Annotated in this window: 15 protein-coding genes; 6 read left to right on the forward strand and 9 right to left on the reverse strand. The window is 64.9% G+C overall.

What is annotated here, in order from left to right:
• Positions 1-40: 40 nt before the first annotated feature.
• Positions 41-193 carry a DUF3096 domain-containing protein gene (locus AAG813_RS16100; RefSeq protein WP_341916682.1) on the forward strand — a complete coding sequence of 51 codons (153 nt, stop codon included), beginning with the start codon at positions 41-43 and terminating at the stop codon, positions 191-193.
• Positions 194-224: 31 nt separating this feature from the next.
• On the opposite strand, the gene AAG813_RS16105 is transcribed toward AAG813_RS16100, so the two are convergent.
• The 3 genes from AAG813_RS16105 to gloB all read right to left on the reverse strand — a co-directional run bounded on the left by AAG813_RS16105 (position 225) and on the right by gloB (position 3,566).
• Positions 225-1,097 (reverse strand): restriction endonuclease, encoded by an 873-nt coding sequence (locus AAG813_RS16105; protein ID WP_341916683.1) that lies wholly within the window; start codon positions 1,095-1,097, stop codon positions 225-227.
• Positions 1,098-1,179: 82 nt separating this feature from the next.
• Positions 1,180-2,799, reverse strand: coding sequence for a transglycosylase SLT domain-containing protein (locus AAG813_RS16110; protein WP_341916684.1), 1,620 nt, complete (start codon positions 2,797-2,799; stop codon positions 1,180-1,182).
• Positions 2,796-3,566: a hydroxyacylglutathione hydrolase gene (gloB, locus tag AAG813_RS16115; protein WP_341916685.1), complete on the reverse strand. Its 771-nt coding sequence runs from the start codon at positions 3,564-3,566 to the stop codon at positions 2,796-2,798. The genes AAG813_RS16110 and gloB overlap by 4 nt, the downstream gene beginning before the upstream one ends.
• A 12-nt stretch (positions 3,567-3,578) precedes the next feature.
• On the opposite strand from gloB, the gene AAG813_RS16120 reads away from it, so the two are divergent.
• The 4 genes from AAG813_RS16120 to AAG813_RS16135 all read left to right on the forward strand — a co-directional run bounded on the left by AAG813_RS16120 (position 3,579) and on the right by AAG813_RS16135 (position 9,621).
• Positions 3,579-4,406, forward strand: a complete 828-nt coding sequence (locus AAG813_RS16120) for a methyltransferase domain-containing protein (RefSeq protein WP_341916686.1) — start codon at positions 3,579-3,581, stop codon at positions 4,404-4,406.
• 45 nt (positions 4,407-4,451) lie between these two features.
• Positions 4,452-4,925, forward strand: coding sequence for a ribonuclease HI (gene rnhA, locus AAG813_RS16125; RefSeq protein ID WP_341916687.1), 474 nt, complete (start codon positions 4,452-4,454; stop codon positions 4,923-4,925).
• A gap of 157 nt (positions 4,926-5,082) precedes the next feature.
• On the forward strand, positions 5,083-6,423 hold the full coding sequence (locus tag AAG813_RS16130; protein ID WP_341916688.1) for an efflux RND transporter periplasmic adaptor subunit: 1,341 nt from the start codon (positions 5,083-5,085) through the stop codon (positions 6,421-6,423).
• 33 nt (positions 6,424-6,456) lie between these two features.
• Positions 6,457-9,621, forward strand: coding sequence for an efflux RND transporter permease subunit (locus AAG813_RS16135; RefSeq protein ID WP_341916689.1), 3,165 nt, complete (start codon positions 6,457-6,459; stop codon positions 9,619-9,621).
• Positions 9,622-9,771: 150 nt separating this feature from the next.
• On the opposite strand, the gene glp is transcribed toward AAG813_RS16135, so the two are convergent.
• From glp to AAG813_RS16165, 6 genes are all read right to left on the reverse strand, one after another.
• Positions 9,772-11,106, reverse strand: coding sequence for a gephyrin-like molybdotransferase Glp (glp, locus tag AAG813_RS16140; protein WP_341916690.1), 1,335 nt, complete (start codon positions 11,104-11,106; stop codon positions 9,772-9,774).
• Complete coding sequence (gene mobA, locus AAG813_RS16145) at positions 11,103-11,735, reverse strand: molybdenum cofactor guanylyltransferase MobA (RefSeq protein ID WP_341916691.1); 633 nt, start codon at positions 11,733-11,735, stop codon at positions 11,103-11,105. Before mobA ends, glp begins: the two co-directional genes overlap by 4 nt.
• 147 nt (positions 11,736-11,882) lie before the next feature.
• The gene (moaA, locus tag AAG813_RS16150) at positions 11,883-13,016 is read right to left on the reverse strand and encodes a GTP 3',8-cyclase MoaA (protein WP_341916692.1); all 1,134 of its coding nucleotides are present in this window, start codon (positions 13,014-13,016) and stop codon (positions 11,883-11,885) included.
• Positions 13,017-13,094: 78 nt separating this feature from the next.
• Entirely contained in the window at positions 13,095-13,868 is a 774-nt protein-coding gene (locus AAG813_RS16155; RefSeq protein ID WP_096662609.1) for an SDR family oxidoreductase, read from the reverse strand.
• A 92-nt stretch (positions 13,869-13,960) separates the two neighbouring features.
• Positions 13,961-15,394: an aldehyde dehydrogenase family protein gene (locus tag AAG813_RS16160; RefSeq protein WP_341916693.1), complete on the reverse strand. Its 1,434-nt coding sequence runs from the start codon at positions 15,392-15,394 to the stop codon at positions 13,961-13,963.
• A 122-nt stretch (positions 15,395-15,516) separates the two neighbouring features.
• Entirely contained in the window at positions 15,517-16,335 is an 819-nt protein-coding gene (locus AAG813_RS16165) for a metal-dependent hydrolase (protein WP_341916694.1), read from the reverse strand.
• A gap of 120 nt (positions 16,336-16,455) precedes the next feature.
• Here AAG813_RS16165 and AAG813_RS16170 point away from each other — a divergent pair, with 120 nt between their 5' ends.
• Positions 16,456-17,070, forward strand: coding sequence for a TetR/AcrR family transcriptional regulator (locus AAG813_RS16170; RefSeq protein WP_341916695.1), 615 nt, complete (start codon positions 16,456-16,458; stop codon positions 17,068-17,070).
• The last annotated feature ends 11 nt before the right edge of the window (positions 17,071-17,081 follow it).

Below are 17,081 nucleotides of genomic sequence, written 5' to 3' on the forward strand. Positions count from 1 at the left end.
CGGCTGGCGACATTCATTCACTCGCGCAAGGAATCTCCCCATGAATCTCCATCTCAGCATCGGTCCCGTCGTCTCCCTGATTGCAGGCATCCTGATCCTGATCATGCCGCGCCTGCTCAACTTCATCGTGGCGATTTACCTGATCATCATGGGTCTGCTCGGTCTGTTCGGGACCGGCTCGCTCAAGCTCTAGGCATCCGCGCGGCAGAAGGCGCTTCGGGTCTTCAGCGTTTTGCCCGCGCCAACGCCAGCAGGGCCTGTTGCTGGGCGGGGGTACGTCCGGCAATCAGCGCCAGCAGACCGGTGCGGTCCATCAGGTTGATGCCGTTGTCCTTCGCAAACTTGCGCGCATTCTCGCTGCAGACCGACGACGTCGCGCAGGTGCCGCGCTTGAGCTGGCGCGAGCGCAACAGATCGAGCAGGGGCTGCAGTTCGCGCACGCCCACCGGCTGGCCCGACCACTGCTTGCACCAGGCCACTGCCGCCGGGCTGTCCTTGCCCTGCTGCGCATGACGCGAGTAAAGCCATAAGGTCACGCCGCCGGCTGCGCCATGAGACTGGCCCCGGATCTCAAAGCCGCCCTGTGCAAACAGCGCTTCACACACCGCGTCAAACTGCTGCGCCGACACCTGGTCAAACAGGGCCGGCGTCCATGAGGGCTGCGCCACAGGCGCTGGCGCTGGCGTTGGCGCTGGCCCGCTTCGGGCAGCTGGCGTTGATGGGGCGGGTCGGCTGGTTGCGGGGGCGGCGGGAAAGTCCATCAGCTTGTCGAGGGAAAAGGCCGTGCCGGGGGCGACGGCAAGCTTGCCGGGAGCAGGCAGCCGCGGCGGCCCCGCGCCCCTTGCCAGCTTGCTCCAGGGAGGCTCGAAGGCCAGGGGGTCCACAAAAGCTTCGGCCTGGAGCCGGTCGGTCAGATAACTGCCCACCAGAACAACCCCGAGCAGCAGGGCTGCGGCTCCCGCAGGCAGCAAGGACCGTTGGTTCAGGGACATCACCAGCAGCGTCATGCCAATGGCGACGGCCAGCAGTCCGATGGTGAACAGGGACCGAAAGACAGCGCTGGGCTTGACTGGCTTTCCGGGCTTGCTGACGGCCATGGCGCGGGTGATCCTAGGGCTGCTTGACCGATGGCTGCAGGCGCAGGCGGAAGTGGATCATGGCGCCATTTTCCGAAGGGTCCTAGCGCTTTTTGGTCTTGATCACCGTTTTGCCCGGCGCACGCTTGACGGCTTGTACCCCGGCCTTGCCCGGCGCACGACTGACCGCCTGGACCCCGGCCTTGCCGGCCCTGGGCCTGGCCGCACTGGCGGCCTTGACCGGCAGGAACACCACCACCTGTTGCCCGAGCTTGAAAGCCGCTGAAGCACCGACCTTGTTCCACTCGGCAACGGCGTCCGCACTCAGGCCGTAACGCCTGGCAATGCTGGCCACGGTTTCGCCCTTGCGCGCCTTCACGGTGCTCCGGCGCGTGACGATTTCCGGCGCCAGCGTCATCTGCGCGGTGTCGGCGACATGGCTGGTCACGTCGTTGTCCATTTTTGCGTTGCGCGACACCATCAGGGTCGACCCCGCCTTGATCAGCATGCGGGGTGGAATGTTGTTGACGCCGCGCAGGTCGTTCTCGCTCATGCCGACACGCCTGGCGGCGTCGCTGACGCTCAGGGTCGCAGGGGCGGTCCAGGCCGTCCAGCTGGCGTATTGCCCCTGGGAGTAGGCCTCGAAGTTGCGCTGGAAGATCTTGGCATTGTCCCAGGGCAACAGGATGTGGGGCATGCCGGCCGCCAGAATCACGGGGCGATGGGCCGACGGGTTGAGGGCCTTGAAGTTGCTGATTTCCACGTCGGCCAGCTTCGCAGCCAGCGCCACATCGATGTCACGGGTGATCTGGACCTGCTGGAAGTAGGGATGGTTTTCAATCAGTGGCAATTCGGCACGGAAGTTCTGCGGGTTGGCCACGATGTTCTTGACCGCCTGCAGCTTGGGCACATAGAGACGCGTCTCGTCGGGCATGCGCAGGTCCATGTAACCGGTGCCCAGGCCGTCCTTCTTGTTTCTGGCGATGGCGCGGCCCACACTGCCTTCGCCCCAGTTGTAGGCGGCCAGGGCCAGATGCCAGTCGCCAAACATGCCGTGCAGTTTCTGCAGGTAGTCGAGCGCGGCACGCGTCGAGGCCAGCACATCGCGGCGGTCGTCGCGGAAGGCGTTCTGTTTCAGGTCGAAGTACTTGCCGGTGGCCGGCATGAACTGCCACATGCCGGCAGCCTTGGCGCTGGAGACGGCCTGCGGATTGAAGGCGCTTTCAATGTAGGGCAGCAGCGCGAGTTCGGTCGGCATGTTGCGGCGTTCGAGTTCTTCGACGATGTGGAAGAGGTATTTGCTCGAGCGCTCCGTCATGCGCTGGATGTAGTCCGGCCGGCTGGCATACCACTGCTCGCGGTCGGTCACCAGCTCGCTTTCGAGGTTGGGCATGGCGAAGCCGCGGCGGATGCGTTCCCACAGATCGGCAGGCGGCTGCAGGCTGGCCACAGCGCTCGACGGGGTCTGGGCCGAATGGATGGGCGACAAGGGGCCGCCTGGATAGACCGGCTGGCTCGCCGATGGCGAGGTGCTCAGGACCGGGTCATCGGGCAGGCCGAGCTTGCTGTTGCTGCTGGCACAGCCGGCGAGCACGACCACGGCGACGGAGACAGCGAAGGTTCTGAGGGGGGAAAGCAGCCGTGCAAGACGGTCGGAGAAAGCCGGAAAAAAAGCCGGAGAAACGGGGGAGGGGTTGAAAAACGCTGGCTGCGGCTCGGTCATTTGAATTGGTTCTTCCACTGCCGGATGGCGGCAAATACGGTGTTGTCGTCATGCGCCGCCGGATCAAAGCGCCGGGCGGCGGCCATGACCGTGGCCTGTCGGGTACGCAAAAAGGGGTTGATCAGCAACTCCTGGGCAATCGAGGTGGGCAAGGTGGGTTCCCCGTCGTCTCTCAAAGCGGCACAACGTGCATGGTAACCAATCAGCTCGCGGTTGTCAGGTTCTACCGCCAGCGCAAAACGCAGATTGCCCATCGTGTATTCATGCGTGCAGCAGACGCGGGTGTCCCCGGGGAGGGCGGCTAGACGGTCCAGCGACGCCAGCATCTGCGCCGGCGTGCCCTCGAACAGGCGTCCGCAGCCGCCGGAAAACAGCGTGTCGCCGCAGAACAGCAGGGGCCGACCGTCCACGCGGGGGCAGTAAAACGCAATATGGCCGGCGGTGTGGCCCGGCACGTCGATCACCCGGAAATCAAGGTCCAGCGCCTGCACCGTGTCGCCGTCCTGGAGGGGGGTGAAAGGCGTGGGGATGCGCTCGCGGGCCGGGCCGAACACCTTCGCGCCGGTGGCTTCGCGCAGCGCATCAACGCCCCCGGTGTGATCGGGGTGGTGGTGCGTGACTAAAATCGTCTCTAATTGCAGTTGCCTGTCCTGCAGCGTGCGAAGCACCGGCTGCGCGTCGCCGGGATCGACCACCAGGGCGCGCCGGCCGTCGTGCAGCAGCCAGAGGTAGTTGTCGTCAAAAGCAGGGATGGGAATCAGGTACATGCAGCGGTCTCGATGGGCTCTCAAATTATAGGTTTCACAAACTGGTTCAAAACCCCGCCCGGCGAGTATTTGCTGGCGTGGGAGCGTGAGCGATTCGACGAGGCCGTGGCCGACATGTTTGGCTACCACGCCTTGCAACTGGGCCTGCCCGAGCTCGACGCGTTGCGCAGCAACCGCATGCCGCACAAATGGCTGGCACTGCAGGGCACGGAGTCGGAACTTCTTGCCGGAGCCAGCGCAAGCGGTGACGCCAGTCCGATCCCCGCACCTGGCGCAAGTTCCCCGCGTGTGGCCCTGCTGACCCATCCAGCCGCCTTGCCCTTTCCCGAGAACAGCCTCGACCTCGTGCTGCTGCCGCACACGCTGGAGCTCAGCAGCGACCCCCATGCGACCTTGCGCGAAGTCGAACGTGTGCTGGTGCCCGAGGGCCGCGTGGTGATCAGCGGCCTGAACCCGGCCAGCCTGTGGGGCCTGCGCCAGCGGCGCGCGCACTTTTACCGGCGCCTCGGTTACGGCGAACTCTTTCTGCCCGAGGCCGGCGAGTTCATTGGCTACTGGCGCCTGCGCGACTGGCTGCGCCTGCTCAGTTTTGAAGTCGAGTCCGCCCGGTTCGGCTGCTACCGGCCGGCCGTGAGCCGGCTGGCATCGCTGGAACGCTTTGCCTGGATGGACAAGGCCGGCGAACGCTGGTGGCCGATTTTCGGCGCGATGTATTTCCTGGTAGCCGTCAAGCGCGTGCGCGGCATGCGCCTGCTTGAGCCCAACTGGAAAACGCAGAAGGCCACGGCCCAGGCTCCGGTGGTCATAGCCAACCAGGTGCGCCGCCCCGACTCGCCCTGATCATTTCCTTTTTCCCAGAACAACAACCATGGACTTTCGCAACGCATGACTGATCTTCCGCCGACCACCGCCCAACATGTGGTGATTTATACCGACGGCGCCTGCAAGGGCAACCCTGGCCCCGGTGGCTGGGGCGCGATGCTGACCAGCGGTGACACGGTCAAGGAGCTGTTTGGCGGCGAGATGGGCACCACCAACAACCGCATGGAGATGACGGCGGTCATCGAAGCGCTGGCCGCGCTCAAGCGTCCCTGCCGTGTCACGCTGTACCTCGACAGTGAATACGTGCGCAAGGGCATCACCGAATGGATCAGCGGCTGGAAAGCGCGCGGCTGGCGTACTGCGGCCAAACAGCCGGTGAAAAACATCGATCTCTGGCAAAAACTTGACAACCTGATCACCAGCAGTGGCCACACCATCGAGTGGCGCTGGGTCAAGGGCCATGCCGGTGACCCCGGCAACGAACGCGCCGATGCCCTGGCGAACAAGGGTGTGGTTCTGGCGCTGTCCAGGGGCTGACCCTGCCGGGAGTGGCGGCGGTTGATGGTGTCAATGTAAAGGCGGCGTAAATCCGGCCCCGATTTTGCTCGGGATTTCCCCCTGATGACGCAGGTGGCGCAACCTGCTGTTACATTGATCGATTGTCAAAGTTTTGATCTTCATCAACCGTTTCCCCATGGCATCAAAAGCAATTTATTCCGTCGTCGCGGTGCTCGGCATTGCCGGCCTGTCCGGTGCCGCATGGTGGTACCAGAACAAGGCACCGGCCAAGGCTGCGTCGACGGGGGCATCGCAGCCGGCAGCGGGTGCGCGACCGACGGTTGAGGCCGCCAGGGTCACGGTCGTGAAACTCGTGGATGACGCCCAGGCCGTCGGCAGCCTGCGTTCACGGCGCAGCGTGGTGCTGCGCCCCGAGGTCAGCGGCCGCATCACCCAGCTCAATTTCACCGACGGCCAGCGCGTGCGCAAGGGGCAGGTGCTGGTGCAGTTTGACGACCAGTTGCCGCTGGCGCAGGTGCAGCAAAGCCAGGCCGAGTTGTCCATCGCCCAGGCCAACCAGAAGCGCAACCAGGAACTGGTCGCGCAAAACTTTGTCAGCCAGCGTTCCCTCGATGAAAGCGCGGCCAATCTGCAGGTGGCGCAGGCCAGGTTGTCGCTGGCCAGGGCCACCGCCGCCAGGCTCAAAATCGTCGCGCCCTTCGACGGCATTGCCGGTATCCGCCAGGTCAACCCCGGCGACTACCTCAAGGACGGGGCCGACATTGTCAATATTGAAGACATCGACGCGGTGTTTGTCGACTTCCGCCTGCCCGAGCGTTTCCAGAACAAACTCAAGCGCGGCCAGACCGCCCTGGTGGACATGGATGCACTGCCGGGACGGAAATACACGGCGGTGGTGCAGGCGATCGATCCGCTGATCGACGCCAACGGCCGCTCGGTGGCGGTGCGGGCCTGCATCGACAACCGGCAGCTGCAGTTGCGTCCCGGCATGTTTGCCCGTGTCAACGCGGTGTTCGGCGAGCGGGACAACGCCCGGGTCATTCCGGAAGAAGCGCTGGTGCCGCAGGGCGACAAGCAATATGTCATCAAGCTGCAGCCCGGACCGGAAGCCCAGACCTGGGTCGCGCGGCGAGTGGCGGTGCAGGTGGGTATCCGGCGGCCAGGTCAGGCGGAAATCACCAGTGGGCTGGAGCCCGGCGACATGGTGGTCACCACCGGCCAGCAACGCATTCAGCGTGACGGCATGACCGTGCGGGTGGTGGATCTGAGCGCGCCCGCTGCCTCGCGGCCGTCCGATGGCGGGTCTGCCGCCGCGCCAGTGGCGGCGGCAGCGCCCGAGGCTGTGCGTGTGCTGCCGGAAAAACCCATGGGCGGTGCCAACCCCTGCCTGGTGGGCATGCGTGAGGCGGGTCCCGCGCCTGCGCTGTCCGGAGCGTCACGCAGCAGTGCTCCGGCACCGGCTCCGAACGAAGCCATGCCTGAAGCCCGGGCCCGGGCGACACGCAAGCCGGCCTGAGTCCGAAGCCATCCCCCTGACTGGACCCCTCTGATGCAACTGGCTGAAGTCTCGATCCGCCGCCCGGTGTTTGCCACCGTGCTGTCCCTGCTGATCGTGCTGATCGGTGCGGTCAGTTTCCAGCGCCTGACGGTGCGCGAGTACCCGAAGATCGATGAGCCGGTGGTGACGGTCAGCGTGCGTTATCCGGGTGCCTCGGCCGAGGTGATCGAATCCCAGGTGACCAAGCCGCTCGAGGACTCGATCGCCGGCATCGACGCGGTGGATGTGCTGACCTCGATCAGTCGCGCCGACCAGAGCCAGATTTCCGTGCGTTTCCGCCTCGAAAAAGACGCCGACGCCGCGGCCGCCGAGGTGCGCGACCGCACCTCGCGGGTGCGCAACAGGTTGCCGCAGTCGATTGAGGAGCCGGTGATTGCCAAGGTCGAGGCCGATGCGTTTCCGGTGATCTGGCTCGCTTTCACCAGCGACAGCCTGACCCGGCTGCAGATCAACGACCTCGTCAACCGCATCGTCAAGCCGCGCCTGCAAACCGTGACCGGTGTGGCCGATGTGCGCATCTTCGGTGAACGCAAATACGCGATGCGGGTCTGGCTCGATCCCCGCAAGATGGCGGCCTACCGCCTCACGACGCAGGACATCGAGGACGCCATCCGCCGCAGCAACCTGGAGGTTCCAGCCGGCCGCATCGAGTCGCAGCAACGCGAGTTCAGCGTGACCTCCGAGACCGGCCTGGTGCGTCCCGAGCAGTTCGGCGAGGTGGTGATCCGCAGCGTCAACGGCTTCCCGGTCAAGGTGCGCGATGTGGCGCGTGTCGAGGAAGGGGCGGCCGATGAGCGCAGCGGCGTGCGGCTCAACGGCCGGGCGGCCATCGGGGCCGGTGTGATCCGCCAGGCCACGGCCAACCCGCTGGACCTGTCGCAGGGCGTGCGCAACATGATTCCACAGCTCAAGGCCGACCTGCCGCCGGAAGTCAACATCGACATCGCCAACGACAACTCGGTGTTCATCGACCGTTCGGTCAAAAACGTGTACCAGACCATTGCCGAAGCGGTGGCGCTGGTGGCGCTGGTGATTTTTGTGTTCCTGCGCACCTTCCGCGCGTCCATCATTCCCATCATCACCATCCCGGTCAGCCTGATCGGCACCTTTGCGTTGATGGCGCTGGCGGGCTTCACCATCAACACCCTGACCCTGCTGGCGCTGGTGCTGGCCATCGGTCTGGTGGTGGACGATGCCATCGTGATGCTGGAAAACATCTTCCGCCACATCGAGGAAGGGCTGGACCCGTTTTCGGCGGCCATCAAGGGCGCGCGCGAAATCGGTTTTGCCGTGATCACCATGACGGCGACGCTGGTGGCGGTTTACGCGCCTCTGGCCTTCACCCCGGGACGGACCGGCCGGCTGTTTGTCGAGTTTGCGCTGGCGCTGGCCGGCGCGGTGGTCGTGTCGGGCTTTGTGGCGCTGACCCTGACGCCCATGTTGTGCGCCAAGCTGCTCAAGCACAACCCGGCACCGAATGTTTTTGACCGCAGCATGGAGCGCTTCCTCAATGCAGTCTCCGACCGATACGCCAGCGCACTGCGCTGGGTGCTCACGCGGCGTTACCAGCCGGTGCCCGGTCCGGGTGCAGCGGGCGGCGGAAAAGTCAGGGCGTGGGTGCTGCAGGCGCGCTGGATCGTGGTGGGTGTCATGCTGGCCAGTGCGCTGGCCATCCTGCTGATTTTCCCGACCATGAAGCAGGAACTGTCGCCGCTGGAAGACCGGGGCACCATCCTGGCCACGGTCAATGCGCCCGACGGCGCCACGCTGGACTACACCAACCGTTATGCGCAGGCGCTGGAAAAAATGGGCCAGCCCTACAAGGAGTTCGACCGGATTTTTGCCAGCATCGGCAACCCCACCGTGTCGCAGGCCAGTGTCATCTACCGCACGGTGGACTGGGATGACCGCAAGCGCAGCACGCTGGAGATGGCACGCGAACTGCAGCCCAAGTTTGCCAGCCTGCCCGGCGTCACCGCCTTTCCGATCACGCCGCCTTCGCTTGGCCAGGGCTTTCGCGAGCGGCCCCTCAATTTTGTGATCCAGACCTCGGACAGCTACGAAAACCTGGACCGGGTGGTGGAGCAGATCCTCGCGGAGGTCGCCAAAAACCCGGGCATCCAGTCGCCGGTGTCGGACCTGCGCCTGAACAAGCCCGAGTTGCGCATCGACGTCAACCGCGAGAAGGCTGCCGATCTGGGCGTCAGCGTGGAAGTGGTGGCCAAGGCGATCGAGACCATGCTGGGCGGGCGCAACGTGACACGCTACAAACGCGACGCCGAGCAGTACGACGTGATCGTGCAGACCGAGGCCAGTGGCCGCAGCACGCCCGAAGACATCGAGGGCATTTATGTGCGCGGCCGCAGCGATGCGATGATTCCGCTGTCCAGCCTGGTCACGGTGCGCGAGGCGGTGTCGCCACGCGAGCTCAACCACTTCGGCCAGCGGCGGGCCGCCTCCATCACTGCCAACCTGGCGCCCGACTATTCGCTGGGCCAGGCGCTGACCTTCATGAATGAGATCTCGGCCAAGGTCCTCAAGCCCGGCTACAGCACCGACCTGAACGGCACCTCACGCGAGTTCAAGAACTCCCAGGGAGCGCTGGCCATCGTGTTCGTGCTGGCACTGGTCTTCATTTTCCTGGTGCTGGCCGCGCAGTTTGAAAGTTTCATCGATCCGCTGGTGATCATGCTGTCGGTGCCGCTGTCGATGATTGGTGCGCTGATAGCGCTCAAGCTGTCAGGCGGTTCGCTCAACGTCTATTCGCAGATCGGGCTGATCACGCTGGTCGGCCTGATCACCAAACACGGCATCCTGATTGTCGAGTTCACGAACCAGCTGCGCGGGCAGGGCATGGACATGCTGGAGGCGCTGATCAAGGCGTCCGCGCAGCGCCTGCGCCCCATCCTGATGACCACCGGCGCCATGGTGCTGGGCGCCTTGCCACTGGCGCTGGCCACCGGGGCCGGCGCCGAAAGCCGCATCCAGATCGGCTGGGTGATTGTGGGTGGCATGTCGCTGGGCACGCTGCTGACCGTGTTCGTGGTGCCGACCATGTACGCGCTGTTTGCCCGCCGCACGATTCCGGGTGCCAACAAGGCGGTGGCAAAAGAGTCACCCGCCGAAGGCGGCCACGGCGAACTCATCGCCAAATAAAGGGCCCCACGCTCGCGCGGTTCGCGTAGCTCAGGCCCGCAAGAGGTCCTCCAAAACCAGCCAGGGCCGCGGAACCGGCTTCGCCGGGCCGCAGGCGCAGCGGCCGCCTCGGGTGGCAGCGCATGACACGCAGTGAAAAGCGTGGGGGCCTTAAATACTGCCTTCAAACATCATCACGTCCACCTCCTCGCCCACGGCCACGCTGCCCTGCGCATGGTGCAGCACGATCAGGCCATTGGCCTGCGCCATGGATGAGAGGACACCCGAGCCCTGGTTGCCGGTGGTCCTGACCTGCAGTGAACCATCGGCGGCGGTGGACACCCAGCCGCGCTGGTACTCGGTGCGGCCCGGCTTCTTGCGCAGGGGCTCCAGGCTGCGGGCCCTGAGCAGCGGTGGCGCCGCGGCCGTGCTGCCCATCATCTGCAGCAGGGCCGGGCGTACAAAAGCCAGAAATGTCACCATCACCGCGACCGGGTTGCCGGGCAGACCGAACAGGATGGCGCCATTCGGGTTGCTATTGGTTTGATAGCTGCTTGCGTCCGCATTCATTGGGCTGGAGGCCGATTTGTCTTGAGAGATCCGGCCCACGGCCATGGGCCGGCCGGGCCGCATGGCAATTTTCCAGAAGGCCACGTCGCCGAGTTTTTTCATCATGGCCTTGGTGTAATCGGCCTCGCCGACACTGACACCGCCGGACGTGATGATGGCATCGGCCTGCGCCGCGGCCCGGGTGAAGGCCGCTTCCAGCAGGGCCGGGTCGTCGCGCACCACGCCCATGTCGATCACCTCGCAGCCCAGCCGCGTGAGCATGCCGAACACCGTGTAGCGGTTGCTGTCGTAGACTGCACCTTCGCGCGGCGCTTCGCCCAGCGAGAGGATTTCATCGCCGGTGGAAAAGTAGGCCACGCGCAGCGGCCGGAAGGTGCTCACGATTTTCAGGCCCAAAGAGGCCACCAGCCCAAGCCGGGCAGGCGTGAGTAGCTCACCTTTTGATAGCGCCGACCGGCCCTGCATGAGGTCTTCACCGCGCAGCCGGCGGTTGTCGCCGGGCTGCAGCAGTTGGGCGGGCAGGGTGATGTTGTCGGCCTGGATGCTGACAAATTCCTGCGGCACCACGGTGTCCAGCCCGGCCGGCATGATGGCGCCGGTCATGATCTTCAGACACTCGCCGGCGCCGACCGTGCCCTGCCAGGCTTTACCGGCCAGTGCCGTGCCGACCACTTTCAGGGTCAGGGCTGTGCCCGCGGCGAGGGCGGCGCCGTCAAAGGCATAACCGTCCATGGCCGAGTTGTCGTGCGGCGGCACGTCAAACGGCGAGACCACCTCAGCCGCCAGCACGCGGCCCAGCGCCTCAAACAGCGGAAGCTCCACCACGTCCTGCACCGGTTCGACCAGCTGCGACAGGAAGCGCAGCACATCGGCAGCGGACAGGGCCTGCGGATCGTAGCCCTGCAGTTCGGCGGCGATCTGGGCGATGCTTTTCACGGGCGCAGGGCTTCGAGCTGGTGCAACTCGGCCAGCGTGTTGGCGTTGAAGAAGGCGCGCGGGTCGTCGCCCGGCTTGTTGAAGGGCACCAGAACGGTTTTGTGCTGCGCCGTCCATGCATCGATCTTGCGCCCGCCGCTGGTGGTGAACAGCATCAGGCTTTCCAGCAGGCGGGTGCGCAGCAGGCAGAAGACCGGCTGCGCGCGCAACTGGCCATCTTCCTCGGGGGCGGCCACCACGGCAATGTCGGCGTCTTCGCGCGCCATCGCCTCGGCCAGGCGGGCGACCAGGTCCTCGCTGAACAGCGGGGTGTCGCAGGGCACGGTCAGCAGGTAGGGCGTCTCGCAACGCTCCAGCCCGGTCAGAAAGCCGGCCAGCGGGCCGGAAAATTCGCCGAGCCCCGCCGCATCGGGCCAGACCGGCACGCCAAACGATTCGTAGGCCGCGAGGTTGCGGTTGGCATTGACCATCACTTCTCCAACCTGTGGCGACAGGCGCAGCAAGGTGTGCAAGGCCAGCGGCACACCGTTGAAATTCTGCAAGCCCTTGTCGGCACCGCCCATGCGTGAGCCGCGTCCGCCGGCAAGGATGATGCCGGTGATTTCTGCGCCGTCTATCGTGTCAATCATGGAGTTCCAATCGTCATCGCGAGCACTTCAATGCCCACAGCTATTCTTTGCCAGCCGGGGCCGCGGAACCGGCTTTGCCGGGCCGCAGGCGCAGCGCCCCCTCGGGGGCAGAGAGCGACACGCAGTGCGCGAACGTGGGGGTCATATTCAGCCGCCTATGTAGCTCATCTCGACACGCCTTGCGCCGTCGCTGCCGGGCACCGAGGCGTCCGGCGGCAGCGCTGCGCGCAGCTCCGAATACCGGTCGTCGCGTCCCTGCCAGATGTGGGCGACGGCGCCGGAGATCTGCTCGTCTGAAAAGTTGCCGTCGCGCAGCAGGGTGCGCAAATCATGGCCCTGGTGGGCGAACAGGCACAAGAACAGCTTGCCTTCGGTGGACAGGCGCGCGCGGTTGCAGTCGCCGCAAAAGGCCTTGGTCACGCTGCTGATCACACCGATTTCGCCGCCGCCGTCCGCATAACGCCAGCGCTCGGCGGTTTCCCCCAGGTAGTTGGGATCGATGGCTTCGAGCGCAAACTCCTGCTGCAGGCGCTCGATGACTTCGGCCGAGGGCATCACCTCGTCCATGCGCCAGCCGTTGGTGGCGCCCACGTCCATGTACTCGATGAAACGCAGCACCACGCCGGAGTTCCGGAAGTGGCGGGCCATGGGCAGGATCTCGGCATCGTTGGTGCCGCGCTTGACCACCATGTTGACCTTGATGGGCGCCAGGCCCACCTTGTGCGCGACCTCGATGCCCTTGAGCACGTCGGCCACCGGAAAATCCACATCGTTCATGCGCCGGAACACCGCGTCGTCCAGCCCGTCCAGGCTCACCGTGACGCGCTGCAGGCCGGCGTCTTTCAGGGCCTGGGCCTTCTTGACCAGCAGCGAGCCGTTGGTCGTCAGGGTGATGTCGAGCGGTTTGCCCTGCGGCGTCTTGAGCTGCGCCAGCATCCCGATCAGCACCTCCAGGTGTTTGCGCAGCAGCGGCTCGCCGCCGGTCAGCCGGATTTTCTCAACACCGTGCGCGACGAAAATTTTCGTCAGGCGCGTGATCTCTTCGAAACTGAGCAGCGAGGTCTGCGGCAAAAACGCGTAGTCCTTGTTGAAGACTTCGCTGGGCATGCAGTAGCTGCAGCGGAAGTTGCAGCGGTCGGTCACGCTGATGCGCAGGTCGTGCAGCGGCCGCGCCAGCCTGTCGGCCAGCAGGCCGGTGGGCGCCTGCAGCTGCGCAGGAATGTGCGGCACGCGCGCGGCGTAGCGGATGTCTGCGAGGGGAATGATTTTTTTCTCGGTCATGTGCACCTTCTTACCCGCAATTTAACGCATTGGGGCCGTGCCGGCCGTTTGGCTGCCGCTTGCCCCTGCTGCCCGCGCTTAAACGCAGCGGCCGCCGTCCACCTCGATACACACACCGCTGATGAAGGCCGCTTCGTCGCTGGCCAGATACAGCGCGGCGTTGGCCACGTCGAGCGCCGTCGAAAAGCGCCCGAGCGGAATGCTGGACAGGAATTTGGCGCGGCGCGCTTCGCCTTCGGGGCCGGTGACCGTGCCGCCGGCAAACTGGGTGGACAGCGCGGTGTCTGGGTTGAACACCGGGTTGATGCAGTTCACGCGGATGTTGTCAGGGCCAAGCTCGGCCGCCAGCGATTTCGAGGTCGTGATGACCGCACCCTTGGAGCCGTTGTACCAGGTCAGGCCGGGGCGCGGGCGCACGCCGGCGGTGGACGCGATGTTGATGAAGCTGCCGCCGCCCTGGGCACGGAACACCGGCGTGGCGTGGATGGTCGAGAGATAGATGCTTTTCACGTTGATCGCGTAGCAGCGGTCGAACTCTTCTTCGGTGGTTTCCAGCGCGGGCTGGTTGCGATGCGTCCAGCCGGCGTTGTTGACCATCACGTCGAGCTTGCCGTAACGCTGCACGGCCGCAGCCACCAGCGCCTGGACCTCGGCGGTTTTTGTTACGTCCGCCTTGAAGAAGGATGCGGTGCCGCCGGCCTTGACGATGTCGGCCACGACTTTTTCACCCAGGGCAGTGTTGATGTCGTTGACGATGACCTTCGCGCCTTCGGCGGCCAGGCGTTTGGCAATGCCTTCGCCGATGCCGCCACCGGAGCCGGTGACGATGATGGATTTGTCCTGGAGTCGCATGGTGTTTCCTTGGGTGCTGTAAAAGATATAGCTGCTAGCGCCCAAACGGAAAGGGCTGCAGCCTGTTTTGTCTTGAAAAATGATGGACGGGTTCAGCCGTGCCGGATGGCGACGGTCTTCAGCGTGGTGAAGCCGTACAGCGCCTCAAAGCCTTTTTCGCGCCCGTAACCCGACGACTTGACGCCGCCGAAGGGCAGCTCCACACCGCCACCGGCGCCGTAGTTGTTGATGAAGACCTGGCCGCTCTGGACCCGTTTGGCCATGCGGAACTGGCGCCCGCCGTCGCGGGTCCAGATACCGGCCACCAGGCCGAACTGGGTGGCGTTGGCGAGTTCGACCGCGTGGTCTTCGCCCTCGAAACTCATCGCGCAGAGCACTGGGCCGAACACTTCTTCCTGCGCCAGCCGGTGCATCACCGGGACGTCGCGCAGCAGGGTCGGCGCCTGGTAAAAACCGGTGTCCGGCGCTTCGTCCACGATCTGGCCTTGCGCCACCATGGGGATGCCTGCGACCTGCGCATCGCTCAGAAAGTCCCAGACGCGTTGCTGCTGGGTCTGGCGGATCAGCGGGCCCACGTCCAGGTCCATGGTGGCGGGGCCGACGCGCAGCTTCTCGAAGGCCTGGCCCAGGCGTTCCAGTAGCGGTTCATAAATCTGCTGGTCGATCAGCAGGCGCGAGCCGGCCGAGCAGGTCTGGCCGGCGTTTTGCACGATGGCGTTGACCAGCGCAGGAATGGCCTGCTCCAGGTCGGCGTCGGCAAAAACGATTTGCGGGCTTTTGCCGCCCAGTTCCAGCGTGACCGGGCAATGGCGTTCGGCCGCCACCTGCTGGATCAGGGTGCCCACCGTCGGGCTGCCGGTGAAGCTAATGTGGTGGATGCCCTTGTGGCGGGCCAGGGCGTCGCCGACTTCATGGCCGTAACCGGTCACGATGTTGATCGCACCGGCCGGAAAACCGGCCTCGGCGGCCAGCTGGGCCACGCGGATCAGCGACAGGCAGGCGTCTTCGGCCGGCTTGACCACGCAGACGTTGCCGGCAGCCAGGGCGCCGCCGACGCTGCGGCCGAAAATCTGCATCGGGTAGTTCCACGGGATGATGTGGCCGGTCACGCCGTGCGGCTCGCGCCAGGTCATCACGCTGTAGCCGTCCAGGTAGGGCAGGGTCTCGCCGTGCAGCTTGTCGCAGGCGCCGGCGTAAAACTCGAAATAACGCACCAGCGCGGCGGCGTCGGCCCGGGCCTGCTTGGTGGGTTTGCCGCAGTCGCGCTGCTCGATCATTGCCAGTTCATCGGCATGCTGCTCCACCTTTTCGGCCAGGCGCATCAGCAGCCGGCCACGTTCGGCGGCGCTGACCTTGTGCCAGACCGTGTGCAGGCAGTCTTGGGCGGCCTGGACCGCCGTGTCAATGTCCTGCGCATTGCTGCGCTGAATCTCTTCGAACACCTGTCCGTCGGACGGATCGATCACAGGAATGGTTTTGCCCGAGGCGGAGCGGACCGAGGCGTTGGCGATGTAATTGAGTTGCATGCATATGATTTTCCGCGAAAACGCAGGGTTCGCAAAAAATCAGGCCGGATCGGGCCGCCGCCCCTTGTCAGGAGGGGAATGCGCTATGAAATGAAGGGCTGCCGAGTTGCGGCTGCGTGGGCCTATGCGCCGACCGGGGTGTAGGCGCTGGTGTTGCTGGCCAGCCAGCGCGCCGACAGGTCGCTGCTCTGCTGGTTGGGGTGAAAGTCGGTACGCAGATACTCGCGCCAGGGTTTGAAGGTCTGGCGGATCAGTCCGCGCTGGCCGAACAGGTAGCTGGCGGCGCTTTTCCAGGTGCGCCACTTCCACAAGGTGCCGTCGTGGTACAGGTTGTTGACGGTCTGGCGCAGGGTGTCGGTCAGGAACACAAAGGTGATGCGGCGGAACCACTTGATGCGCCATTCGTGGCTACCGCCGAGCGCGGCATACAGGTCAAAGGCGGTGTTCTTGTGCTCCGACTCCTCGGCACTGTGCCACAGCCACATGGTTTTCAGGCGCGGCTCGCAGCCGTCGAGCAGGTCATGGTTGCGCAACATCCACTCGGCAAAAATCGCGGTGAAGTGTTCGTTGGCGGCGGTGATGGCCAGCGCGTGGCGCGGGTTGGTGCCGGCCAGCAGCTGCATGTTTTTTTCGGCACGCGGCGCCCAGTCGTTGACCAGGCCCTGTTTTTCCAGGTGGTTGTTGAAGAGGCTGTGAACCCGGCGATGCGTTGCCTCCTGCCCGATAAACCCCTGGACCTCGGCCTTGTACTGGTCCTGCAATTCAGGCGGCAGGGCTTTGAGGCCGTTGCGCACCGAATCAATGAAAAACTGCTCGCCGACCGGAAAACTCATGGACAACGCATTGAAAAATGCGGTGCGAAACGCGTCGCCACCACACCAGTGCCGCGGCAGGGGTGTTTCAAGGTCAATCAGCAGGCGGCGTACAACCAGTTCACTCATATTTTCTCCCGTGGGTATAAACTGGTACTTGAGAGTACCAATGACAATGACTATAGGTTGAGGCTGTGGTACTGTCAAGTACCACCATGGTTTCAACTTTGTATTGAGGATGCCTGATCCATGTATTCCGAGGACATCTCCGCTACCAGCATGGAAGCGGCCAGGGCCTACCGTTCGCGCCTGCTCGAGGGCATGGCGCACAGTGTGGCGCTCAAAGGTTATGCCGACACCACGGTAGCCGATATCGTGCGCGAGGCCGGCGTGTCCAAACGCACGTTTTACGAGTGTTTTGCCACCAAGAAAGACTGCCTGATCGCGCTTTACGTGGCGGCCAGCCACGGCGGGCTCAAGGTGCTCAAGGGCGCCATCGACCCCGGCCGTGACTGGAAGACCCAGGTCGAACACGCGATGGACGCCTACCTGGGCTGCCTGGCCAGCAACCCGGCGCTGCTGCGCACCCTGTTCATCGACATTCTCAGCCTGGGCCCCGAGGGTCTGCAGGTGCGGCGCCAGATGAACCAGGAAATGGCCGACTTTGTGGCCCAGGTGGTCAGCGCCGGCCATCCGCACACGCCTCAGGACGATGCGCTGACCGCGACCCTGGCCATGGCGGTCATCGGCGGTATCAACGAGCTGGTCCTGCAGGCCATCGAAAACAACCGCACGGCCGAACTGCAAACACTGACCGCTCCCTGCAGCGCGCTGGTGCGCGCCGTGTTGGCCGCGCCGCGCTGAACCCCGCGCAA

This window comes from Polaromonas sp. YR568 (assembly GCF_943371715.1).
Lineage (GTDB): Bacteria > Pseudomonadota > Gammaproteobacteria > Burkholderiales > Burkholderiaceae_C > Polaromonas.